Source organism: Thermoflexus hugenholtzii JAD2 (assembly GCF_900187885.1).
GTDB classification, from domain to species: Bacteria; Chloroflexota; Anaerolineae; order Thermoflexales; family Thermoflexaceae; genus Thermoflexus; species Thermoflexus hugenholtzii.
Genome location: NZ_FYEK01000020.1, coordinates 61,529 through 83,958, shown reverse-complemented (window position 1 = coordinate 83,958; position 22,430 = coordinate 61,529). Strand labels below are relative to the sequence as shown.

The following is a 22,430-nucleotide window of genomic DNA, read 5'->3' as shown; positions in this document are numbered from 1 at the left end:
CGAAGGCCTCTCCTTACGGGGTTCCGGATGCGCTCATCAGATCCTGGAGATCCACCCACACCTCCGCCATCGCCGTCGCCCCCGCCGGGAGCGCCGGCACTCCCTCCGGGAGGATCACCAGGCCGTTCGCTCGCGCCATGGCGCTCAAGATATGAGAGCCCTGCAGCCCGCTGAGGCGGGCCCAGAACTGGCCATCCTCATAGAAAATGCGCGCGCGGAAATACGTCTCCCGGCCGTCGCTGGAGATCGGCTCGGCCAGGCGCACCGGGATGCGGGGCCGTTCCCAGCGGGGGTGACCGCCCATCCGGCGCAGGACCGGCCGGACGAACTGGTCGAAGGTGATCATCGCGGAGACCGGGTTCCCAGGCAGACCGAAGAAGGGGATGCCCCGGTAGTGGCCGAAGGCGAAGGGCTTCCCCGGGCGGATGCGCACCTTCCAGAGCCGGAGCTCCCCGTGTCGCTGGACCACCTCCTTCACCCAGTCGTAAGCGCCGACGGAGGCGCCCGCGGAGGAGAGGATGAGATCCGGATGGTGAGCGGCCGCTTCGTCCAGCAACCGCTGCAGATCCTCCGGATCGTCCCGAGCGATCCCCAACAGCAAGGGCTCCGCCCCCGCCTCCACCGCCTGGGCTGCCAGGGCCGTCCGGTTGGTTTCGTAAATGCAGCCCGGGGGAAGCGGACGGCCCGGCTCGATCAGCTCGTCGCCGATGGCCAGCACTGCCACCCGCGGCCGGCGATGGACGGGCACCTCCAGACGTCCCAGGGCAGCCAGAAGGGCCAAGGCGCCTGGGGTCAGGATCGTCCCCCGCTCCAGCGCCACCGTCCCCCGGGCCACATCCTCGCCGGCCGGGCGGATGAACTGCCCGGGCTGCGCCGGCCGGAACACGGCGATCTCCGGAGGAAGAGGACGGCCCGGCCCGCCCGCATCATCCGTGTCCTCCACCGGGATCACCGCATCCGCCCCGCTGGGGAGCAGGGCCCCGGTGGCGATGCGCACCGCCGTCCCGGGCTCCACCCCGCTGGGGAACGGACGGCCCGCCGCGGCCTCCCCCCGCACCCGCAATCGGACCGGCCGCTCCCGGCTCGCCGTCCGGACGTCCTCCGCGCGGACCGCGTAGCCGTCCATGGCGGAGTTCGGGAAAGGAGGCAGATCCACTTCCGCTTGCACATCCTCTGCCAGGATCCGCCCGAGGGCTTGAGAGAGAGGCACCGATTCCGGTGGCAACGGATGGAACTCCCTTAGGATCAGCCGGCGGGCCTCCTCCACAGGCACCCACTCCTGGATCTGGAGCATCTATGTTCCTCCACCTGAGGCTCCCATCATCGCTGGCCTCCCCCGGGATTATACCGCTGGTTCGTAGCAGGAGGCTCCGATCTCAAAGGCGGCCGCGCCCGTGACCTGAAGGGCCTACCCAATCTTCGCATCGGGGTCCACCTCCAAATCGAGGGAGGCGAAGCGGCCGGCCCGGGCATGGAGCTCCGCGGCGGCGCCGATCATCGCCGCGTTGTCCGTGCACAACCAGGGTGGAGGAGCCACCACCGGGACAGGGGCGCGGCGGGCCATCTCGGATCGGAGCAGCTGGTTGGCGGAGACTCCGCCGGAGATCAGGATCGCCCGGGCTTCGTAGCGGCGCAGCGCTTCCAGCGTCTTCGTCACCAGCTGCTCGACCACCGCCGCCTGGAAGGAAGCCGCCAGATCAGCCACCGGGAGGGGCTGTCCCTGGAACCGCTCCACGGCCCGCAGGACTGCGGTCTTCAGCCCGCTGAAGCTGAACCAGAGGGGATCGTCGACCTTCGGCAAAGCGGGGAAGGGGAAAGCTTGGGGATCTCCTTCCCGGGCGATCCGCTCGATGGCGGGCCCGCCAGGGAACCCCAGGCCCAGGAGCCGGGCGACCTTGTCGAAGGCCTCCCCCGCGGCATCGTCGATGGTCCAGCCCACCCGGCGGTGATCCAGGAGATCCCGGGCCCAGATGAGCTCGGTGTGGCCGCCGGAGACAATCAGAGCCAGGAAGGGCGTGGGGAGGTCCTCTGGGGGGTTCCCCTCCACCCGGAGGCGGTGGGCGTAGAGGTGGCCTTCCAGGTGGTTGACGGCGATAAGGGGTTTGCGACGGGCGAAGGCCAGGGCTTTGGCGAAGCTCACCCCAACCACCAGCGAGCCGGGCAGGCCGGGCCCGTAGGTCACGGCGATGGCGTCGATGGCCTCCCATGAGAGGCCAGCCTGAGAGAGGGCCTCGCGGGTGACCGGGACGATGGCCTCGACATGCATGCGGGCGGCGAGCTCCGGGAAGATGCCACCGTATTTGGCGTGGAAGGCAGCCTGGGAGGCCACCACGTGGCTGCGCAGGACCCGGCCGTCCTCCACCACCGCCGCCGCCGTCTCATCGCACGAGGTCTCAATGGCCAGGATCCGCATCGGGCGCCTGCTCCGCCGGGCGATCCTCCACCGTGAACGTGGCAACCGTCCCGCCGGTGATCCGGACCAGGTCCGCGAAGGTGATGGGGAAGAGGGCGTTGCGCGCTCCAGCGGCAGCCCACAGGGTCTCATAACGGGCGAGGGAGGCATCGATCCAGACCGGCAGGGACGTGACGTGGGCGACGGGAGGCACCGCGCCCACCTCGAATCCGGTCACCTGTTGCACCGTCCCGGGGTCCGCGATGCGGATGCGCTTGCGGGAGATCCCCCACAGCCCCGCGAGGAGGCGCTGATCGGCCTTTCGATCCCCGGCCACCAGCACCAGCCGTGGGTCCCCATCGGCCAGGAAGAGGAGGGACTTCACGATGGCGCCCAGGGGGCACCCGACCGCCGCCGCGGCCTCCAGGGCCGTCGCCGTGCTCTGCTCCAGCACCCGCACCCGGGTCCCAGGGAGATGCTGATCCAGGAACGCCTGCACATCCTGTGGACCCCGTTCCGACATCGATCCTTCCCCCGGTTGGATTTGCGCTATGGTCTCATTTTAAAGGATGGCCGCGCCTGTTCAAGGTCCTGTCTTCCTGTGGAGACCGCCTGGGTCGATCCACCTTGACGGGCGACCGGCCGGTCGCCCCTACCTGAGGGCATGTCCTGTCGACGGCATAAGTCCTAAGAAGATGACCACACCCGTTCAAGGTTCTGTCTCCACGCGGAGGCCGCCCGGGTCGCTCCGCCTTGACAGCCCATGGAGCCCTGGCTATACTTTAGAAGTGGACGTGGGCCGTTAGCTCAACGGGTAGAGCAGGGGACTCTTAATCCCAAGGTTGCAGGTTCGAGTCCTGCACGGCCCACCTCGCTGCGCCCCGGGGAGGCAACCCCGGGGCGCAGGCTTTTCTCCGGACGGCTCCGAATTCTGGCGGGACATATTGCTACGACAGGATCAGAGTTACAATGGAATCGGAAAGGTATGGTTAGGTCTTTCTGGCAATCCCGCATATCGGGGGGTCGCCCTTCTGTTCCTCGCTGACGAAGTCATCCACCATAGGCCTTTACCGACCGGTCCGGCAAAAGGGTCCAAGCAGATAGAAGCATAGCGCGAAAGCGCCCAAGAGGGTTGACTTCTAATCATCATACAGTAGTGAGCAGCTGAGTGGGCGGTTACCCCTCTGGAAGAGATGGGGGATCTTGCCCATGTCTGGGCCAGGCGTGTTATACATATTCTCTCTGCTTGGAGCTACCCTGATCGCCCTCGGACTGGCTGGCTACGCCTGGCGGGCCCGGCCAGCCCCCGGAGCGGTGGCCCTTTGCGCCATGCAACTGTTGATCGCTCTCTGGACCTCTGGGTATGCCCTCGAGCTCTCCCGGGCCAGCCTAACAGAGAAAGTCTTCTGGGCCAAAGCCCAATACCTCGGGATCGCCTTCATCCCCACCGTATGGTTGATTGTCGCCCTTCACTACACAGGCCATGAGCGCTGGACCTCCCCCCGGCGCCTGGGATGGCTGGCCCTGGAGCCCCTGCTGACGCTGGGGCTGGCCTGGACAAACGAGCAACACGGGTGGATCTGGTCGTCCGTGGCCCTGGACTGGCAAGGCCCCTTCCCCCGCCTTGCCGTTATCCATGGGGCCTGGTTTTACATCCATGTGGCATACGCCTACAGCGCGCTGCTCTTGGCCACGATCCTGTTCCTGCGATTCCTGCGTCGCCGCCCTTTTCCCTATCGGGGTCAGGCCGGGATGATGGTGCTCAGCGTCATAGCGCCATGGGCCGCCAACGGGTTAACGGCCCTCCTAAACCCCTTCCCCACTGTGACGTTCGATTTCACCCCTTATGGCTTCATCGTGGGCGGGCTCGCCCTGGCCTGGGGGGCTTACCGGTTCAGGCTCTTAGACATCGCGCCGATCGCCCACGAAACCATCATTGAGAACATGGCGGATGGGCTGATCGTCCTGGACGCCTCCCACCGCCTCGTCGATCTCAACCCGGCAGCCGCCCGCATGCTGGGGCTGGATCGGGATCGAGCGCTGGGACGACCTGCCCGGGAGATCCTCGCCCTATGGCCGGATCTGACGGCCCGTCTCCAAGAAGCGACCGAGACCCGGGAGGAGATCGTTCTGGGGGAGGGGGAAGCACGGCGCTTTTATGAGCTGCAGATCTCAGCAGTGCAGGATCGACGCGGCCGGGTGATGGGCTGGGCGCTCACACTCCGGGACATCACCCACCGCCGGGAGATGGAGATCACCCTGGAGGATCGGGAGCGGTTCCTGCGCTCCCTTTATGAGGTCCTGGGGGCCGCTCTGGAGTCGCAGGATCTTCGGTCCATGCTGCAGGTGCTGGCCGATCGCCTGGGGGGCATCATCGGGGCCGACGGTTGCTTTATCACGCAGTGGGATGAACGATCCAGACAAACCATCCCTATGGCGGCCTATGGCCCCTTGCGCGAGATCTACCCCACCTTGCGGCCCCAGCCCGGGGAGCTCACGGCTACGGAATCCGCCTTACGGGCTGGCCGCCCCCTTCCCATCGAGGATGTGTTCAACACCCCTTATCTCAGCCCCCACATCGCGGCGCAGTTCCCCACTCGATCCCTGCTGGCCCTCCCGCTCATCGCCGGAGGGACGTGGTTGGGGGGCCTCCTGATCGCCTACAATACCCCTCACCGGTTCACCAATGAGGAGATCGCCCGGGGGGAGATCATGGCGCGCATCGTCGCCCTGGCGATCGCCAAAGCGCGCTCCCTGGAGGAGGCCCAGGCCCGCTGGCGGGAAGCAGAAATCCTCCGGCAGGCCATCGCCGCGGTGGTGGAAGCTCCCACTCTGGCCGAGATGCTCCAGCGTATCCTGGAGCAACTCCGCACCCTCATCCCCTATGACAGCGCTTCGGTCCAGTGGCTTCGGGAGGGATATCTCGAGATCGTCGGGCAGAGCGGCCTCCCGGAGTCCATCCTGGGCTTCCGGTTCCCCATCCCTGGGGATAACCCGAACACGCGGGTCGTCCTCGAGCGAAGGCCTCTGATCCTTCCGGACGCGCCGGCGGAGTATCCCGTCTTCCCGGAGCCTCCGCATGCCCTCATCCGATCGTGGATGGGGATCCCCCTCATCGCTCAGGATCGAGTGATCGGAATGCTGGCGCTGGACAGCCACGAGCCTGGCTTTTTCCGCGAGGACCATCTCCGGCTGGTCATGCCCTTTGTGAACTCGGTGGCCGTTGCGCTGGAGCGGGCGCGATGGCTGGAGGAGGAGCGGCGGCACCGGGAGGAGCTGAGCCGGCTGAACCAGGACCTGGAGGCCTTCGCCCATATGGCGGCTCACGACCTCAAACAGCCTCTGGGCATCATCATAGGGGCAACAGAGTTCCTGGAGAAGGATCTGAACACACTATCCGCAGAAGAGCTCCGAGAGCATCTGCGCTGGATCCAGCGGGTGGGAAAGAAAATGCATCGAATGATCGAAGAGTTCCTGCTGCTGGCCAGCGTCCGCTACACGGAGGTCCCTCGCGGACCGGTGGCTATGGAAGCGATTGTGAAGGAAGTCCTGGATCGACTGGCCCCTCTGATCGCAGAGACTGGTGCCCGCATCCATCTGCCGGAGTCCTGGCCGACCGCCCTCGGATATGGTCCATGGCTTGAAGAAGTATGGGCGAATTACCTGAGCAATGCCCTGCGATACGGCGGGCAGCCTCCCCACGTGGTTCTGGGGGCCGATCGCCTTCCGAACGGCATGCTCCGGTTCTGGGTGAAAGATAACGGGCCGGGGATCCCACCGGAGGAGCAGGCCCGGCTCTTCACTCCCTTCGGGGTTCGGGATCGACGGCCGGGAAGCCATGGCTTGGGGCTCTCCATCGTGCGGATGATCGTCGAGAAACTGGGCGGGGAGGTGGGCGTGGAGAGCGCGCCGGGGCGTGGCAGCACCTTCTGGTTCACCCTGCCCGCGGCGGATTCCGCACAGCAGCCGAGCGGAGAAAAGTCCTACGGATGAAACCGGTGCGACCCGCGTGGATCCCTCTGGGGCTTGCAAGCCTGCTCCTCCTGAGCCTGTGCCGGAGCAGGTCCTCTCCCCTGTCATCGATCCCGACCCCCACCGCTCCACCCACTGCGCCGCTCCCTATGTCAAGCCCGTCCACCCTGCCCGCTCCGTTCCTCCGCCTCACAGAACCGCTACCCTCTCCTCTTGGGCCCATTGTCTGGCCCCGCACCGATGGCCTCTGGGTGACGGATCCGGAAGGGGAGACCCTGTGGCGGGTCGATCGAGAGGCCATCGCGGGCTTATGGTCGCCGGATCAGCGGTTCCTCGCCCTGGTCCGGCCGGATCCGGCCCGGCCGGAGCATCTCCTGCTCGATCTGCTCTTCCCCCAGGCAGGAGAGCGCCACCGCTTCCCGGAGCTCCGGCTCGCGGGCGCAGGAGGGATGGCATGGACACTGGCGATGGGATCCCTCCGGCTGTGGTTCGTCCCGGCGGAACGCCCCTTCTGTCTGGCCCGCCTGGATCCGGAATCCGGAGGACGGGATTCGGATCTTTGCTTCGATCCGACCAGCCGGGTCCGGGCGATCCACAGCCTGACAATGATGCCGGATGGGCGCCTCGCCTTTGTCGCGTATGACGCCGACGGCCGGTGGACCCTCCATCAGCTGGATCCGATCACGGAACAGATCCGCTCGTCTTCCCTGCCGGTGGAGTCCCGCTCGCCGGAGAGGGCTCGGATCCGCCTCCTTCCCTCGCCTACCGGACGGGATCTGGCGATCCTGTTGGATGCGGAGGCCGATGAGGATCGGTCCGGGCTCCATCTTCTGGACCTGGAATCTGGGGCCTTCTGGCTGTTCGTGCCCTCGCCGCGACCGCGCGAGGCGATCTGGGCTCCGGACGGCCGGCGCCTGCTCCTGATGCGGCCCGGGGATCGTGGGAAGGGGCCCGGCGGATGGCTGCGCATCGACCTGATGGATCGATCGCGGCCGGTCTTCAGCGCAGAGGGGCCTTCGCTTCCCTGGTGGGATCCGCCTCTCTGGTGGGAGGATAGGAGGTTCTTCTCCCCCCGGCTGTGGCACGCTGAGACCGCGGTTTGGCTTCCGCTGGCATGGCGATCGGAGGCCTCCGGCCGGAGCGATCGCGTCCTCATCGGATGGGAGGGCGGGGGCGAGGAGCCGTGGCAACGTCTGGGCCGGCTGATCTGGCTCACCGTGCCGGGAGGCAGTTTCGCAGGGTTCGCTGGCCTCCTGGGGGAGAACCCCATGGCCTGGCCGGTCCTCCACATCCCGGAGGCCTCGCTCTCCGTGCGCTATCCCCCGGGCTGGATCCCCCGGGAGCTTCCGCCGGACGAACACGCGCGCCGTCATGTTCGGTTCATCCCGCCTCTTTATGCGAGCCAGCCCCCCGGCGAGGCGCCGGGGATCGACTGCATCCTCTATCGCTCCCCGATCACCGGCACCCTGGAGGAGTGGGCCCTGCACCGCGAGGCTCCGCGCACGGCCCTTCCGACGTCGGCCAGTGGGCTTCCGGCGCTTCACGTTCGGCGGGACGGGGAACCGGCGGAGGAAACATGGATCGCCGCGGGCCTCCATGGGATCGGCCTGGGGTATACCGATCGCGGCGCCGTGGACCTGGGAAGCGCCTTTCTCCTGATGCGGGAGAGCCTGACGTTCACCGCCGCGCGCCTTCCGGCGGGCCTGATTTACTGGAGCGGAGGAGCGCTGTGGCGGATCGATCCTGATGGCCGGGCGCGCCTCCTCGCCCGGCCGCCGGATCCCCCCATCGATCCCTTCCGGCCTATCCGGCTTTCCCCCGACGGTCGTTTCATGGAGAGCATCCGGGATACGGATCTCTATCAGTGGGATCTCCAGGGGAACGTCGTCCGGAACCTCACCTGGGAGGTTCCGGAGCCCGTGCTGGCCGTATATGAATGGCCGGCCCGCCCGGAGTGGCTGATCCTGGAGGTGATGTCCCCAAGCGCCTTACCTCCCCGTGTCGCCCTCGCGGCCATCCGTCGGGATGGCGCCGATTACCGGATCCTGGATCCTGATGCGGGCGGGATCGGTCCGGCTGCCCCCGGCCCGGATGGACAAGCGATCGCTTATGTGCGGGGCGAAACCCCCGCGCTCTATCTCTGGGAGAAAGGCCTGATTCTCCTGGAGTGGTTTCCATCCCGTTGGGATGGATGGCAGCGGGTTTCCGTCTCCCATCCGGCCTGGGCGCCGGATGGCCGCCGCCTGGCATGGTCGGTGTATGCGCGGCGAGAGCGCGAGAGTCAATCCGCCATCGTGATCACGGACCTGAGGACACGCTGGGCCCAGGTGCTGCCGCTCTGGACGCGGCCGGAGCCTTATCCTCCGATCCCCTCCGGGATCACGTGGAGCGCGGATGGACAATGGCTCGCCTTCTTAGCTCCCTCTTCGGATCCAAGGTATGGGGATGTTTGGGTGCTCCGAGCGGACGGGAAGGAAGGGCGGCATCTTTTTGCGGACGTGAAGGAGATCGCCTGGAGCCCCCGAGAGCCTCTTCTGCTCGCTCTCCGTCCGCGCTGGGATGGCTTGTGGAGCGTCCGCCTGGTGGAGCCCGGGACGTGGCGGCTCTGGGAGGCGCCTTGGCCCCCCGGAGCCCGACCGGTCGACTGGCGCCCGTGAGCGCCCTTGCCGATCTCACCACGCTCGCTGGAGGAGAAGCCTATGGGAACCAACCTCTTCGCCCTTCATCCGGAAGAAGGGGACGAATGGAGCGGGTGGTGCTATGGGATCTCGTGGCGGATGGCTTGGGAGCCGGAAGCGCTGCTGGCCAACGAAAGCCCCCGGTTTTGATCCACTGGGAAGACTTCGATGTCCTGGAGCGGGGCCAAGGCTTCCCGGAGCCCGTGCGGGTCCGGTTTTTGCGGCCGGAAGCGCGGGAGCGATTGCAGCAGGAATGGACGGATCGTCGGGAGAAGCTCCGAAGGCGCCTCCAGGAGGCGGAGCGCGAGCTGGAAGAAGAGATACAGGAGGAGAAGATGAGCGCCGCGTCCCGGATGGATCGCCGGTTGCTGCGCTGGATCCGCTCCCTTTGGGATCGCATCGAGGAAGGGGCTATCCTGTTCTGGGAGGTGCGAGTCGCCCTTCCTCGGGGCGAACGCGAGCCCGGATAGGGGGAGCTTCATGGCTCCCGGACATCCACGCGTCGGCGAGAGCCACTTCAGAGTGATCGCCCTTGCAGCGGGTGGGGGCATTCATTCGAAAGCGCTGAACCCTTCCTGAAGAGCGCGGAAGTCCATTTCCGGAAGGCTGGGAATACCCAAACCGCGAGGGCTCGATAAATCCCAAGCCCCAGCACGCTCCACCCCGCCGTTTGATGCATGACCCGAACGCCGGCCCTGGCCGCATCCGTGCCGCTCATCAGCCCGTGGACCGTGACCATCAGGAAGACCACAAAGCTCAAGTAATGGATCCGCCGCCACGTCGCATGACCGATGCGCCGCCGGACATAGAAAGAGAGCGTCACCAGCGTGAGCAAATACAGGCCCGGCTGCCCCCACCCCACCCAGAACGGCCGGTAGTCCACGCTAAGGTGAAAAGCTCCCTTTGGGCTTCCGGCTCCTATCGGGCTAATCCTCCCGCTCGATCTCCAGCGCGACGAGCGTTCCATCGGGTTGACGCCGCGCCTTAACCTCCACACGATCGCCGATCCGGGGATCGCCGTGGATCTTCGTATTGCCGGTGACCTGCACCGCGCGGCCGTCGATGATCCATGTGGATCCAGCGATCGCCTGGAGGACCCCCTTCCACTCCACGGTCTCTCCCTCGTCGTGATCCTCTGGGGTAGGCGTTGGCGTGGGCGTGGATCCCCGCATCGGGGTAGGCGTTGGCGTGAGCGTGGGCGTCGCCGGCGCGGGCGGCGACGGGGTGGCCGTAGGAGCCGGGCCAGGGATCAATGTCGACGTCGGCTGAGGCGTCCGCATGGACAGGCGGGTCTGAACCGGGGCCGGGGTGGGTGTCTCCGGCGTCTCCGCAGGCATCCTGGTGGCCTCTGGCTCCGGGATCGGAGTCGGGGTCTCCGAGATCGCCCGGATCTGCAGGGCAATCAGCCCCCCCTCCGGCCCCAGGAAGGCGGTCACCACGGCCCGCTGGCCCAGGGCCACCGGTCCCACGATCTCCGTCTCGGGGAAGACCTCCACTGGGATCCCCCCGATGCGCCAGGTGATCCCCTCGCTCCCCTCGATCTGGCCCTCCCAGGTCACCGTCCCCGAGCCCCGGCGCTGCGCGAGGGCTCGGTATTCCTCCCAGCGGCGGGCGGCCAGGGTCTCCTCCACCAGACGCCGCTCCACCGGGTCTAGCGTCAGCGCCAGCCAGACCCGCTCCTCCGCCCGCTTCAACCCGTAGAGGGGATCCCCCGGAAGGCTTTGCTGGGCCAGGAGGTGCAGCACCCCGGCGATCAGCAGGATGCCTGCGAGGACAGCACCGGCCCGAGCATATCGGAGCCATCCGAACAGGATCCCGGCCCAGGGACGGCGAGCGGCCCGAAGCTCCTCCGCGCGCCGGAGGAAGGCGGCCCGGGAGGCCAGTTCCGCGCGTAGGGACGGCCCGGGGGGGCGCGCCCTCTCCAGGAGACGGGCGGCGCGCAGGGCCGGAGCCAGCTCCGGATAGCGGGCCACCACCGCTTCAAGTGGAGCTCCTTCCCGGAGCAACCGCAGGGCTTGTTCCAGCTCCTCCTCACGTCGCGCCATGATCGCTCCTGAGATCCTGTAACTGTTTAGCGAGGGCGGCCAGGGCCCGATGCTGGAGCAATTTCACCGCCCCCACGCTTTTCCCCAGCTCCCGGGCGATCTGCGCCAGGGGGAGATCCATCCAGAACCGCATCAGGATCACCGCCCGCTGATCGGGCGTGAGGTGCTCCAGAGCCTCTCGCACCCGCTCCTGGACCACCACATCGCTCCGCTCCTCCTCTCTCGCGGCGGCCCACGCCTCCTCTAGCGCGACCTCCGGGCGCCGGTAGCGGGCGCGGTGGTGATCGGCCACCAGATGATCGGCGGTCCGGAACAGCCAGGCCGCCAGATGGCGCTCCGGCCCCCGGCCCCGATGGAAGGCTTCCAGGAGACGTGTGAAGACCTCGGCGGTCAGATCCTCCGCCGCCATCCGTTCCCCAACCCGGCCGAGCACGTAGAAATACAGCATCCGGTAATACCGCTCGTGCAGCTCGGCCATGGCCTCCGGATCCAGGGACCGTGCACGGGCCAGCAGAACCTGTTCGTCCGTCACTGTTCCGGATCGCTCAAGGAAAGTTTCCACTGTAATTAACCCTATCGTATCCGCGCTGGGAGGAAGATGTCATCGGATCCCCAGCCTTCCTGAGCAAAGCAGAACGGGCGGAGGACCATCGCGCGCGGCCGGTCCCCCGCCCCGCCCCTTCCCGGTCTCGCGATTCAGGAGGGCCGCGCATCCCCTCGATCGCGCCATTCAATCATCGTCATCATCGTGATCATCGTCATGATGCGAATCACCACTACCATGGCTGTCGCCATGGTGCGAATCATCGCCGCTGTAACTATCGCTGTGGTGCGAGTCATCACTGCTGCGACTGTCGTCATGACGCGAGTCATCCTTGCCCGACTCGGGAGCCCCCTTCACCTCGATCTCATAAGCCAGGACGCTGCCGTCCGCCTGAAGGACCCCCTTCACCTCCACCCAGTTCCCAACAGCGATAGGACCCTTCACCTTGGTGGAGCCCATTACCACCACAATGCGCCCACTCACCCGATAACCGTTCGAGAGAACCTCCTCCACCACCCCCTTGAACTCCACCTTGGCGTCCTTCTGCTCCGGCTCCTCCAGGTGGATGTGGACGGCCAGGATCGAACCATCCGCCTGGAGGACCCCCTTCACCTCCACAAACGTCCCCACCGCGATGGGGCCATCAATGCGAGTGGTAGTCGTCACGATCACGGTCTGGCCGGCGATCCGATAGCCGATAGGGAGGACCTCCTCCACCGTCCCCTTGAACTCGACCCAGGAAGTCGGGGTGGGAAGCGGGGAGACAAAGGTCCCTGTAGCCACAGCGCTCATCGCTGCCGATCCACCAGAGGATTGGACCCGGATCACCATCGCGTTCAGCGCCCCATCGGATCGGGTCCCCTCGATCTCCACCTGCGAGCCCACCTGCACCTGCCCCAGGATCTGCGTGTCGCCGGTCCAGCGGACGCGCTGGCCCGAGACCTGAAGGCCATCGGGGAGGACGGCCTCCACCGTCCCCTGCCAGCGGATCGTCTGCCCATCCCCGGCGGCGGGAGCGGTCGTGCAGGCGGTCAGCGCGAGGAGCGCCAGCCCAAGCCCGAGGATCCCCCAACGAAAGATCTTTTGCATGGAAGCACCTCCCTGACGGTTTGAACGGAGCGGATTGAGCGGCGCGCCGCGATCCGCCCATCATGTCGGCGGTGGACGGCAAAAGGTTACGGGGTTCCGGGGAGGACTGGCCGATCGCCGGATCCCGTGTTATACTGTGCAGCCGGTATCCCATCCCACACACCCTGGACCGGAGGGGCGTGCCGGGCGCGGCCCGGCTCCCGGCCGGGAGGAAGGGGTGGAGGAGAAAAACGCATCTGGAGGAAGGCCTATGCCGCGTGTGACGATGAAGGAGCTGCTGGAAGCCGGGGTGCACTTCGGTCACAAGACCAACCGCTGGCACCCCAAGATGAAACCCTATATCTTCACCGAACGCAACGGCGTCCACATCATTGACCTCCAGCAAACCATCCGCGCCATCGACAGCACCTATGAGCTGGTTCGGGACAAAGTCGCCCAGGGCGGCGTGATCCTGTTCGTGGGGACCAAACGGCAGGCCCAGGAGACCATCGCCGCGGAAGCCCAGCGCTGCCAGATGCCCTATGTGAACTACCGCTGGCTGGGCGGCACCCTCACCAACTGGCGGACCATCCGGGAGCGCATCCGCTACTATATCCAGCTGGACGAGATGATCCGCAACGGCGGTCTGGAGACGATGCCCAAGAAGGAGGCCATCCGGCTCCGTCGCAAATACGAGAAGATGCGCCTCAAGTTCGAGGGGCTCCGGCCCCTCAAGCGCCTCCCCGACATGCTGTTCGTGGTGGACACTATGCGGGAGGCCACGGCGATCCGCGAGGCGAACGCCCTGAACATCCCCGTCATCGCCATGGTCGACACCAACTGCGACCCCGATCCCATCGACTACATCATCCCGGCCAACGATGACGCCATCCGCTCCATCAAGCTCGTCACCCGGTTGATGGCGGACGCCGTCCTGGAGGGCCTGCAGCTGCGGGAGAAGATGGGCGTGCCGGAGGCCCCAGCCGAAGAGGAGGAGATCGAGGAGGTCGTGCCGGCCCTGGAGCCCCGCCGCGTCTTCGAGGCGGAGGAGGAAGAGGCCGAGGAAGAGATGGAGGAGGAGATCGGGGAGGAGCTGGAGGAGCTCCCCTGAGCCGGCCCCTGCCCGGGCCTTTTCGGACACCCTTCGATGGAGGGAAGACCCTTGAACATCACCGTCGATATGGTCAAGCGCCTGCGGGAGATGACCGGCGCCGGGATCCTGGATTGCCGGAAAGCCCTGGAGGAGACCGGTGGGGATTTCGAGAAGGCGATCGATTACCTGCGGGAGAAGGGGCTGGCCCGGGCGGCCCGCAAGCTGGAGCGAACCGCCCGGGAGGGCCTGGTGGTCGCCTACGTGCACCCGGGCAATCGAGTAGGGGTGCTGCTGGAGTTGAACTGCGAGACGGATTTCGTCGCCCGCACCCCGGAGTTCCAGCAGCTGGCCCACGACCTGCTGCTCCAGATCGCCGCCACCAACCCTCGCTACATCCGCCGCGAGGACGTCCCAGCGGAGGTCCTGGAGCACGAGCGGCAGATCTATCTAAAAGAAGCCCTCCACGAGGGCAAGCCCCCCCACATCGCTGAGAAGATCGCGGAGAACCGGCTGGCCCGCTTCATCCAGGAGGTCTGCCTGCTGGAGCAGCCCTTCATCCGGGATGAGAACCGCACGGTCAACGAGCGGATCATGGAGGTCATCGCCCGCGTCGGGGAGAACATCGTGGTCCGCCGGTTCGCACGATACGAACTGGGGGAGACGGTGGAATGATGAAGAGGGCCGGGCCCTGAAGCCCGGCCTTCTTGATGAGACGCAGCTCTTCCGACGTGGGGGCGCATGGAACAACCTGCAGGAAGGAGCACACGATGTCCGGTCCGAAATACCGGCGGATCCTGTTGAAGCTGGGCGGGGAAGCGCTGGCCGGGCCCGGGGGATTCGGGATCAGCCCGGAACGGGCCACGGAGCTGGCCGCCCGCATCAAGGCGGTGAAGGAGATGGGGGTGGAGATCGCCATCGTCATCGGCGCCGGCAACCTGTGGCGGGGCCGGGATGGGGTCGCGCATCGCATGGACCGGGCCACCGCCGATCAGATGGGGATGCTGGCCACCGTGATGAACTCCCTCGCCCTGCGAGATGCCCTGGAGCGCCTCGGAGTGCCCACCCGCGTCCAGACGGCCATCGAGATGCGCGCCATCGCCGAGCCTTACATCCGGCTTCGGGCCATCCGCCACCTGGAGAAGGGGCGCGTGGTCATCCTGGGGGCCGGGACCGGGAACCCTTATTTCACCACGGACACCGCCGCAGCCCTGCGGGCGATGGAGATCCACGCTGACGTCCTCATCAAGGCCACCAAGGTGGATGGGGTCTACGAGGAAGATCCCATGGTCAACCCCAATGCCCGCAAGTTTGATAAACTAACATATATAGAGGCCCTGAACCTGCGGGTAAAGGTGTTGGATAGCACGGCCCTTTCCCTGTGCATGGATCACAACCTGCCCATCATCGTCCTGGATCTCTGGCAGCCGGACAGCCTGGAACGGGCGGTGCGAGGGGAGCCGGTCGGCACGCTGATCGATGGCTGAGCCGCATCCGCCCGCCCCTTGAACCTGGCGGAGGTGAAGAGGCGCGATGATCCCGAAACAGGTCTTCCGCGACGCCGAGGAGCGCATGCGCAAGGCCATTCGGGTGTTCGAGGACGAGCTCAAGGGCATTCGCACCGGGCGGGCCTCCCCCGCGCTGGTGGAGCGGATCCCAGTGGAATACTACGGGACCCAGGTCCCGCTGGAGCAGCTGGCCATCATCCGGGCTCCGGAGCCGAACCTGCTGACCATCCAGCCCTATGACCCGAAGGCCCTGCCGGAGATCGAACGGGCCATCCTCAAGTCCGACCTGGGGCTAACTCCCAGCAACGACGGCCGGATCATCCGTTTGGTGCTGCCCCGGCTCACCGAACAGCGCCGTCAGGAGTTGGTGAAGCTGGTGCACAAGCGGCTCGAGGAGACCCGCGTCGCCATCCGCAACATCCGGCGGGATGCCCTGGAGGAGCTGCGGGCTCGCCACAAGAACAAAGAGATGTCGGACGATGAGCTGGAGGAGGCTAAGGAAGAGGTCCAGAAGCTCACCGACCGCTACATCGAGGAGGCGGAGAGGGTCGCCCAGGCTAAGGAGAAGGAGATCATGTCGTTCTGAATCACGGCCGGGACGGAGGGATCTCCGCCCGGAATCGGAGAGGGCCCTGGAAGGAGGAGTCCGTGAGGCAGCAGAACGGTCAGGTCGCGGAGATCACGCTGAGGATCCCCACCCATATCGCCATCATCATGGACGGCAACGGCCGCTGGGCCAAGGCCCGCGGTCTCCCTCGCCTGGCCGGGCATCGGGCCGGCACGGAGAACCTGCGCCGGGTGATCGAGGCCTGCGCTGACCTCGGGGTCCGCATCCTCACCATCTATGCCTTCTCCACCGAGAACTGGCGCCGCCCCCCGGAGGAGGTCTACGGCCTCTTCGGGTTGCTGGAGCAGATGATCGACCGGGAGCTGGACAACCTGGACCGCAACGGGGTGCAGATCCGCCATCTGGGCAGCCTGGAGGGAGTGCCCGAACGGCTCCAGCGAAAGATCCGCATGGCCATCGAACGGACAAAGGGGAACTCCCGGCTCATCCTCTGCGTCGCCTTCAACTACGGAGGCCGCCAGGAGATCGTGGAGGCCGTCCGCCGCATCATCGCCGACGGCGTCCCCCCGGAGGCGGTCAACGAGGAGCTGATCTCCCGCTACCTGTATACCGCCGGGCTGCCGGATCCGGATCTGATCATCCGCACCAGCGGGGAGATGCGACTGAGCAACTTCCTGCTCTGGCAGGCCGCCTATGCGGAGTTTTATGTGACGCCCGTCTACTGGCCCGACTTCGACCGGGAAGAGCTGCTGAAGGCCATCGAGGCCTACAGCCGCCGGGAGCGTCGGTTCGGACAGATCAGCGAGCAGCTGGCTCCCCCCGGATAACCTTCCTGATCCCGCCGTGCTGCGCCAGCGCCTCCTCGTCGCCCTCATCGCTATCCCTCTGCTCGCAGCCCTCATCCACCAAGGCGGGTGGATCTGGGCGGCGACGGTGGCCCTCGCCCTGGGGCTGGCCGCCTGGGAATACACCGGCCTGATCCGGCGCATCGGCTTCTCCCCCTCCCTGGGCTGGGTCGGGTTGATGATCCTGGGCTTCCTGATAGACGGGATGTTCTCCGCAGCCAGCCCCCGGCTGGCGGAGCTCACCCTGACCCTCGCGCCGCCCTTCGCCCTCGTGTGGTTCTGGTGGATCCGGCGCACCGAGCATCCCCTGATCGACTGGGCCTTCACCGCCGCCGGCGGGCTGTATCTGGGCTGGCTAGGGCGCTCCTTCGTCTGGCTCCGGAACCTCCCGGAGCCCTACGGCCGCGGATGGGTGGTCTTCGTCCTCTTCGTCACCTGGGGGGCTGACACCGCCGCCTACTTCGTCGGCCAGCGGTGGGGGCGACACCGCCTGGCGCCTCGTCTGAGCCCGGGCAAAACCTGGGAGGGGTTCCTCGGCGGCTGCATAGCCGGCCTCCTGGTGGGCGCTCTCCTGGGCCTTCTGATCGGGATCGGAGCCGGGCCCGGCGCCCTCCTCGGCCTGCTGGCCGGCAGCCTAGGGACCCTGGGGGATCTCTCGATCTCGGTCCTGAAGCGCCGGGCCGGGGTGAAAGACTCCGGGAACCTCTTCCCCGGGCACGGGGGCGTGCTGGACCGGCTGGACAGTCTGCTCTGGAATGCGATGATCGCATACCTGTATGCTCACTGGATCCAGGGGTTTTAAGATGGGCGGCCTCCTGATCACCTTCGAAGGGCCGGAGGGATGCGGGAAGACCACCATGGCCCGCTGGCTGGCCGGCACCCTTCAGGAGAAAGGGCTTCGGGTGCTGCTCACCCGGGAGCCCGGCGGGACCCCTCTGGGGGAGGCGATCCGGGAGCTGCTCCACGCCCATGAGCAGGCGGAAATGGTGGCCCGGGCGGAGGCCTTGCTCTTCTGCGCCGCCCGAGCCCAGCTGGTGGAGCGGGTCATCCGCCCCTTCCTGATGGCGGGAGGCATCGTCATCAGCGACCGCTACGCGGATTCCACCCTGGCCTATCAGGGCTACGGCCGGGGACTGGATCTGGAGGAGCTGCGCCGTCTGAACCGGTTCGCCACCGGCGGCCTTCAACCGGATCTTACCTTCCTGCTGGATGTGGAGGTAGAGCAGGGCCTGGCCCGCCGCCGGGCCTCCGGCGAGGCCTGGACCCGCCTGGACGCCATGGACCTGGCATTCCATCAACGGGTGCGGGAGGGCTATCTCGCCCTGGCCGCTGCCGAGCCCGCCCGATGGGTGGTGATCGACGCCTCCCAGCCCATGGAGGCGGTGCAGGCGGCGATCCGCGCCCACCTGGCCGACCGCCTGGGCCTCCGCATCGAGTAGAATGAAGGCGAATCCCTTTCCCCAGGAGGAAGCCGATGGGCGAGTTCGACCCCCGACGTCCTTCTCCCTTCACCGCGTGCGAGCGGCAGCCGGTGACCGATGCGGGCGCCCGGGGCGCCTCCATCCGGTGGATTATCGACACCCGACACGGCGCCCCGACCTACCGCCTGCGGGTCATCGAGCTGGAGCCGGGCGGCCACACCCCTCTCCATGCCCACTGGTTCGAGCACGAAAACTTCGTCCTCAGCGGGGAGGGGGAGGTGCAGATCGGCGACCAGGTGTATCCGATCCGGGCTGGGGATGTGGTGTTCGTGCCGCCCCACGTAACGCACCAATACCGCAACACCGGGCAGAAGCCCCTGCGGTTCCTGTGCGGCATCCCCGCCGAATGGGTCCGGGCAGCGCGGCCCGATGTGTATGGGGAGCCCGGGAAGGGGCCGCCCGAGAGCTGAGGGGAGCCCGGAGGAGGGGATCCCCTTTATCCCGGGATGTCCTTTGAAGCGCAATCCGATGGCATAGGAGACCAAACCCTCAGGGGATCCGGAGCACCACCTTGCCGAATACCCGCCGGTCCTCCAGGTAGCGATGGGCTTCCGCGGCCTCCTCCAGGGGGAACACGCGGTCAATGACCGGCTGGAAGATCCCCTGTTCCACCCGCTCCATCACCGCCTGGAAATCCGCCCGTGTGGCCCCGAAGGAGCCCAGGATCTCCGCCTCTTTGTAAAACACCCCCCACAGATCCGTCTCACCCCAGCGGCCGGTGGTGGAGCCGCAGAACACCAAGCGCCCCCGGAAGGCCAGAGAGGCCACACTCTCTTTCCAGGTGTCCGAGCCCACATGCTCGAAGACGATATCCGCCCCACGTCCGCCGGTGGCCTCCATCACCGCCAGGCTGAAGCGGGGCTGCTGGCGGTAGTTGATGAGCACGTCCGCCCCCAGGGCCCGCGCTTTCTCCAGCTTCTCCCCGCTGCTGGCGGTGGCGATCACCCGGCACCCGAAGTGCCGCGCGATCTGGATGGCGGCGGTGCCGATGCCGCTGCCGGCCGCCAGCACCAGCACCGTCTCCCCGGGCCGGATCCGCGCCCGGGACACCAACATGTGCCAGGCGGTGCCGAAGGCCGCCTGGACCGCCGCAGCAGCCTCGTAGGAGATGTGGGGGGCCAGACGCATCAAGTTGGCGGCCGGGGCCACCACGTACTCGGCATAACCGCCCCAGCGATCCACCCCGATGATCTGGCGCCGCCGGCATAGGTTGTCCATGCCGGCTTGGCAGAACTCGCACGTCCCGCACACGATGAAGGCCCCCACCAGCACCCGATCCCCAACCTCCCATCCGGCCACCCCTTCCCCCAGGGCAGCAATCTCCCCCGCTGGCTCCAGGCCCAATATATGGGGGAGTTTGGCCTTCCGCCCCTGGGCCCCCGCCCGGGTGTAAAGATCCAGATGGTTCAGACCGCACGCGTAAACCCGCACCAGCACCTCCCCCGGCCCCGGGACCGGGGTGGGCACTTCCTCCACCTGCAACACCTCCGGACCTCCCCGCCGTCGCATCACCACCGCTTTCATCGGACCTCCTTAGATAGATGCAATGCCTTGATGGAAACCGAGATTCATCTCAGCGCAGGTCAACCCTCGAAAAACACCCGAAGGAACCAGCGGGGATCCGGCTCGGAGGAGCCGGCGGGATCCCGGCGCTCCAGCTCGTGGAGCAGGCGTTGGGCGTCCTCCCGCAGGCGGGCGATGTCGATCCCCTGGCAGCGATCCGGAGCCCGGCGCAGATGGGCCAGCCCCCGCCGCAGCATCTTCAGCGCCCCAGCGTAATTGCCCCGCTGGATCTGATAGCAGGCCACGCCGATCTGCAGGATGCCCTGATAGATCTCCCGCACCGGCCGGGCCTCCGCCCGCCACGCGTGCTCGAGGATCTCGTGCTGTTCGAAATACTCCCCCGCGTTGAACCGCTCCAAGCCCTGCCGCACCATCTCCGGCAGCGGCTCCGCACAGCACGGCCACTCCCCGCTCATCTTCCCCTCCTGCGCCGGAGTCCGGATCCTTGCCTTACCCATCGATCCGACGGGGGACGATCACCAAGCCGGTCTCCAGATCTCCGATCCGCTCATAGCCCGCCGGGCCGTGGAACCAGACGTAGCCCGCGATATAGGCGCAGAAAGCCGCATCCAGTTGATCCTCCCACGCCTTCCACATCCGTCGGGTCCCCCCGCGGGGCGGCTCGCGCCAGGGCTCCGGCCAGCGCACCGGAGGCCGGAAGGCCTCGAGGGTCAGCAGCCGCTGATGCCACCGTCGCAACCCCCGCGCCCACCGATCCCGACGCAACCGTTTATAACGGATGATCTGCCGCAGGCCAAACAGGACCACGGCGGCCGGATGGGGGAACACCTCCAGGACCACGCGGACCGGGAGGCGGGGGGCCTCGGGAGGCTCCAGGGCCAACCCTCGGGCATAAAGGGCCTGCGCTAGGGCCTCCCCCCGCAGCCCACCGAAGGACCGCAGCCAGCGGCGGTTGACCGGATAGCCGCCCGCGTGATGGCGGCCGAAGCGGGAGGCCAGGATCCGATCGCAGGGCCGGGAACCCGTCTCGTTGGGGACGATGAGGGGCGCATCGATCCCGATCACACAGGGGGCGTCTAAATAGGGCTCCAGGAAGGCCAGGATCTCGGCATCGGGGCCCAGCTGCGCCTCCCAGGCGGCCACCTCCCAGTGATCCTCCGCCCATCCCAACACCACCCCGGCGCTCGGGTTCCGGGGCGACCACGCTAAATCCAGCCCGATGGCCCACATCGCCACGACCCTCCCGGGGGATCGCCACGCCCGCTGTCCGGACCTGCTCCTACTCTACCTTCACGGCCCGGGTAAAATGAACCCAATCGGAGATTCGAATCCCGCGTCCGGGGAGGCGATCAATGACGACCCTGCTGGTGCGCCACGCGGAGGTATTGGTGACCATGGACGACGCCCGGCGGCGGATCCCGAACGGGGGCCTCTTCGCCCGGGACGGCGTGATCGAACAGGTGGGGCGGACGGAGGAGCTGCCCCAGGAGGCGGACCTCGTCCTGGACGCCCGGGGGATGGTGGTGATCCCGGGCATGGTCAACACCCACCATCATCTCTATCAGACCCTCACCCGGGTCATCGCCCAGAACGCCAAGCTCTTCGACTGGCTGCGCACCCTGTATCCGATCTGGGCCCGCATGGACGCGGAGGCGGTCTACGTCAGCGCCCTGGTAGGGATGGCGGAGCTCCTTCGCTCCGGCTGCACCACCACCAGCGATCACCTGTATCTGTTCCCTAACGGAGCGAGACTGGACGACGAGATCCGCGCGGCATGGGAGATCGGGATCCGCTTCCACGCCACCCGTGGGGCCATGTCGCTGGGGGAATCCCAGGGCGGCCTCCCGCCGGACTCCGTGGTGGAGGATGAGGAGGCGATCCTGAAAGATATGCAGCGGGTCATCGAGACCTATCACGACCCGAAGCCCTACGCGATGTGCCGGGTGGCCCTGGCGCCGTGCTCCCCCTTCTCCGTCACCCCGGATCTCATGCGGGAGGCGGCGGCCATGGCCCGCCATTACGGGGTGATGCTCCACACACACCTGGCGGAGACCCGGGATGAGGAGGAATACTGTCTGGCCCGGTTCGGCAAGCGCCCCGTGGCCTTCGCCGCCGATCTGGGCTGGGAAGGGCCCGATGTGTGGTTTGCCCACATGGTGCACGTGAACCGGGAGGAGATCGCCGCCCTGGCCCGCACGGGGGTGGGCGTCGCCCACTGCCCCACCTCCAACATGCGGCTGGCCTCCGGCGTCGCCCCGATCCGGGCGATGCTGGACCACGGGGTGAAGGTCGGGCTGGGGGTGGACGGCAGCGCCAGCAACGATTCCTCGCACATGCTGGCGGAGGTCCGACAGGCGATGCTCCTCCAGCGGGTGGCCCTGGAGCGGCCCGACGCTCTGACCGCGGAGGAGGCCCTGTGGCTGGCCACCCGGGGCGGCGCGGCGGTGCTGGGGCGGGATGACATCGGGCAGCTCGCGCCGGGGAAGGCGGCAGACTTCGCCGCCTGGCGGCTGGATCGTCTGGATTACGCAGGGGCCCTGCACGACCCGGTCGCCGCCCTGGTGTTCTGTCAGCCCCGCCCGGCCGATTGGGTGGTGGTCCAGGGGAAGGTGATCGTTCAGGAGGGGCATCTGCTCCCCATAGAAGAAGGCCGCCTGATCGAACAGCACAACCGCATCGCCCGGCGCATCGTGCGGGGAGAGTAGAGATGCCTGA

The 22,430-nt window shown here is 67.2% G+C and carries 22 protein-coding genes and 1 tRNA gene; 13 read left to right on the top strand and 10 right to left on the bottom strand.

Translation table 11 applies throughout. From position 1 onward, the window contains the following. Window positions 1–13: 13 nt before the first annotated feature. The 3 genes from CFB18_RS05065 to CFB18_RS05055 form a co-directional block, all read right to left on the bottom strand. Window positions 14–1,294, bottom strand: a complete 1,281-nt coding sequence (locus CFB18_RS05065; protein WP_088570717.1) for a molybdopterin molybdotransferase MoeA — start codon at window positions 1,292–1,294, stop codon at window positions 14–16. Window positions 1,295–1,408: 114 nt separating this feature from the next. After that, window positions 1,409–2,413 (bottom strand): tRNA (adenosine(37)-N6)-threonylcarbamoyltransferase complex transferase subunit TsaD, encoded by a 1,005-nt coding sequence (gene tsaD, locus CFB18_RS05060; protein WP_088570716.1) that lies wholly within the window; start codon window positions 2,411–2,413, stop codon window positions 1,409–1,411. Next, a complete protein-coding gene (locus tag CFB18_RS05055) occupies window positions 2,394–2,915 on the bottom strand; it encodes a YbaK/EbsC family protein (protein ID WP_088570715.1) in 522 nt (173 codons plus the stop codon). The genes tsaD and CFB18_RS05055 overlap by 20 nt, the downstream gene beginning before the upstream one ends. Before the next feature lie 273 nt (window positions 2,916–3,188). On the opposite strand from CFB18_RS05055, the gene CFB18_RS05050 reads away from it, so the two are divergent. From CFB18_RS05050 to CFB18_RS05035, 4 genes are all read left to right on the top strand, one after another. Next, window positions 3,189–3,261 (top strand) — tRNA-Lys (locus CFB18_RS05050). 340 nt (window positions 3,262–3,601) lie between these two features. Next, window positions 3,602–6,385, top strand: a complete 2,784-nt coding sequence (locus tag CFB18_RS05045) for a histidine kinase N-terminal 7TM domain-containing protein (protein ID WP_088570714.1) — start codon at window positions 3,602–3,604, stop codon at window positions 6,383–6,385. A gap of 230 nt (window positions 6,386–6,615) precedes the next feature. Continuing rightward, a complete protein-coding gene (locus CFB18_RS05040; RefSeq protein ID WP_088570713.1) occupies window positions 6,616–9,021 on the top strand; it encodes a TolB family protein in 2,406 nt (801 codons plus the stop codon). An 86-nt stretch (window positions 9,022–9,107) separates the two neighbouring features. Then, window positions 9,108–9,512, top strand: a complete 405-nt coding sequence (locus tag CFB18_RS05035; RefSeq protein WP_143597523.1) for a hypothetical protein — start codon at window positions 9,108–9,110, stop codon at window positions 9,510–9,512. 47 nt (window positions 9,513–9,559) lie between these two features. Here the strand turns inward: CFB18_RS05035 and CFB18_RS05030 are convergent, their stop codons facing one another. From CFB18_RS05030 to CFB18_RS15250, 4 genes are all read right to left on the bottom strand, one after another. Then, window positions 9,560–9,925: a hypothetical protein gene (locus CFB18_RS05030; RefSeq protein ID WP_088570711.1), complete on the bottom strand. Its 366-nt coding sequence runs from the start codon at window positions 9,923–9,925 to the stop codon at window positions 9,560–9,562. Window positions 9,926–9,968: 43 nt separating this feature from the next. After that, window positions 9,969–11,087, bottom strand: a complete 1,119-nt coding sequence (locus CFB18_RS16205; protein ID WP_143597522.1) for a DUF5666 domain-containing protein — start codon at window positions 11,085–11,087, stop codon at window positions 9,969–9,971. Beyond that, the gene (locus CFB18_RS05015; RefSeq protein WP_088570708.1) at window positions 11,074–11,565 is read right to left on the bottom strand and encodes an RNA polymerase sigma factor; all 492 of its coding nucleotides are present in this window, start codon (window positions 11,563–11,565) and stop codon (window positions 11,074–11,076) included. Before CFB18_RS05015 ends, CFB18_RS16205 begins: the two co-directional genes overlap by 14 nt. Before the next feature lie 252 nt (window positions 11,566–11,817). Continuing rightward, window positions 11,818–12,720 carry a DUF5666 domain-containing protein gene (locus CFB18_RS15250; RefSeq protein ID WP_088570707.1) on the bottom strand — a complete coding sequence of 301 codons (903 nt, stop codon included), beginning with the start codon at window positions 12,718–12,720 and terminating at the stop codon, window positions 11,818–11,820. A 250-nt stretch (window positions 12,721–12,970) separates the two neighbouring features. Here CFB18_RS15250 and rpsB point away from each other — a divergent pair, with 250 nt between their 5' ends. The 8 genes from rpsB to CFB18_RS04970 all read left to right on the top strand — a co-directional run bounded on the left by rpsB (window position 12,971) and on the right by CFB18_RS04970 (window position 18,601). Continuing rightward, the gene (gene rpsB / locus CFB18_RS05005; protein WP_088570706.1) at window positions 12,971–13,810 is read left to right on the top strand and encodes a 30S ribosomal protein S2; all 840 of its coding nucleotides are present in this window, start codon (window positions 12,971–12,973) and stop codon (window positions 13,808–13,810) included. A 36-nt stretch (window positions 13,811–13,846) separates the two neighbouring features. Beyond that, window positions 13,847–14,464, top strand: a complete 618-nt coding sequence (gene tsf, locus CFB18_RS05000) for a translation elongation factor Ts (protein ID WP_088570705.1) — start codon at window positions 13,847–13,849, stop codon at window positions 14,462–14,464. Between the two features lie 95 nt (window positions 14,465–14,559). Further along, entirely contained in the window at window positions 14,560–15,276 is a 717-nt protein-coding gene (gene pyrH / locus CFB18_RS04995) for a UMP kinase (protein ID WP_088570704.1), read from the top strand. Between the two features lie 46 nt (window positions 15,277–15,322). After that, complete coding sequence (gene frr, locus CFB18_RS04990) at window positions 15,323–15,883, top strand: ribosome recycling factor (protein WP_088570703.1); 561 nt, start codon at window positions 15,323–15,325, stop codon at window positions 15,881–15,883. Window positions 15,884–15,945: 62 nt separating this feature from the next. Beyond that, complete coding sequence (locus CFB18_RS04985; protein WP_234977010.1) at window positions 15,946–16,692, top strand: undecaprenyl pyrophosphate synthase; 747 nt, start codon at window positions 15,946–15,948, stop codon at window positions 16,690–16,692. A gap of 16 nt (window positions 16,693–16,708) precedes the next feature. Continuing rightward, entirely contained in the window at window positions 16,709–17,512 is an 804-nt protein-coding gene (locus CFB18_RS04980; protein ID WP_088570702.1) for a phosphatidate cytidylyltransferase, read from the top strand. 1 nt (window position 17,513) lies between these two features. Continuing rightward, on the top strand, window positions 17,514–18,149 hold the full coding sequence (tmk, locus tag CFB18_RS04975) for a dTMP kinase (RefSeq protein WP_088570701.1): 636 nt from the start codon (window positions 17,514–17,516) through the stop codon (window positions 18,147–18,149). A gap of 35 nt (window positions 18,150–18,184) precedes the next feature. Next, complete coding sequence (locus tag CFB18_RS04970) at window positions 18,185–18,601, top strand: cupin domain-containing protein (RefSeq protein WP_088570700.1); 417 nt, start codon at window positions 18,185–18,187, stop codon at window positions 18,599–18,601. Window positions 18,602–18,680: 79 nt separating this feature from the next. On the opposite strand, the gene CFB18_RS04965 is transcribed toward CFB18_RS04970, so the two are convergent. Genes CFB18_RS04965 through CFB18_RS04955 form a run of 3 tightly spaced genes read right to left on the bottom strand, consistent with a single transcriptional unit; the run spans window position 18,681 to window position 20,945 of the window. After that, complete coding sequence (locus CFB18_RS04965) at window positions 18,681–19,715, bottom strand: zinc-binding dehydrogenase (RefSeq protein WP_088570699.1); 1,035 nt, start codon at window positions 19,713–19,715, stop codon at window positions 18,681–18,683. Window positions 19,716–19,774: 59 nt separating this feature from the next. Then, window positions 19,775–20,170 carry a DUF309 domain-containing protein gene (locus CFB18_RS04960; protein ID WP_159461585.1) on the bottom strand — a complete coding sequence of 132 codons (396 nt, stop codon included), beginning with the start codon at window positions 20,168–20,170 and terminating at the stop codon, window positions 19,775–19,777. Between the two features lie 34 nt (window positions 20,171–20,204). Then, a complete protein-coding gene (locus CFB18_RS04955; protein WP_088570697.1) occupies window positions 20,205–20,945 on the bottom strand; it encodes a DUF429 domain-containing protein in 741 nt (246 codons plus the stop codon). Between the two features lie 122 nt (window positions 20,946–21,067). Here CFB18_RS04955 and CFB18_RS04950 point away from each other — a divergent pair, with 122 nt between their 5' ends. After that, complete coding sequence (locus tag CFB18_RS04950) at window positions 21,068–22,420, top strand: 8-oxoguanine deaminase (protein WP_088570696.1); 1,353 nt, start codon at window positions 21,068–21,070, stop codon at window positions 22,418–22,420. Window positions 22,421–22,430 lie beyond the last annotated feature (10 nt).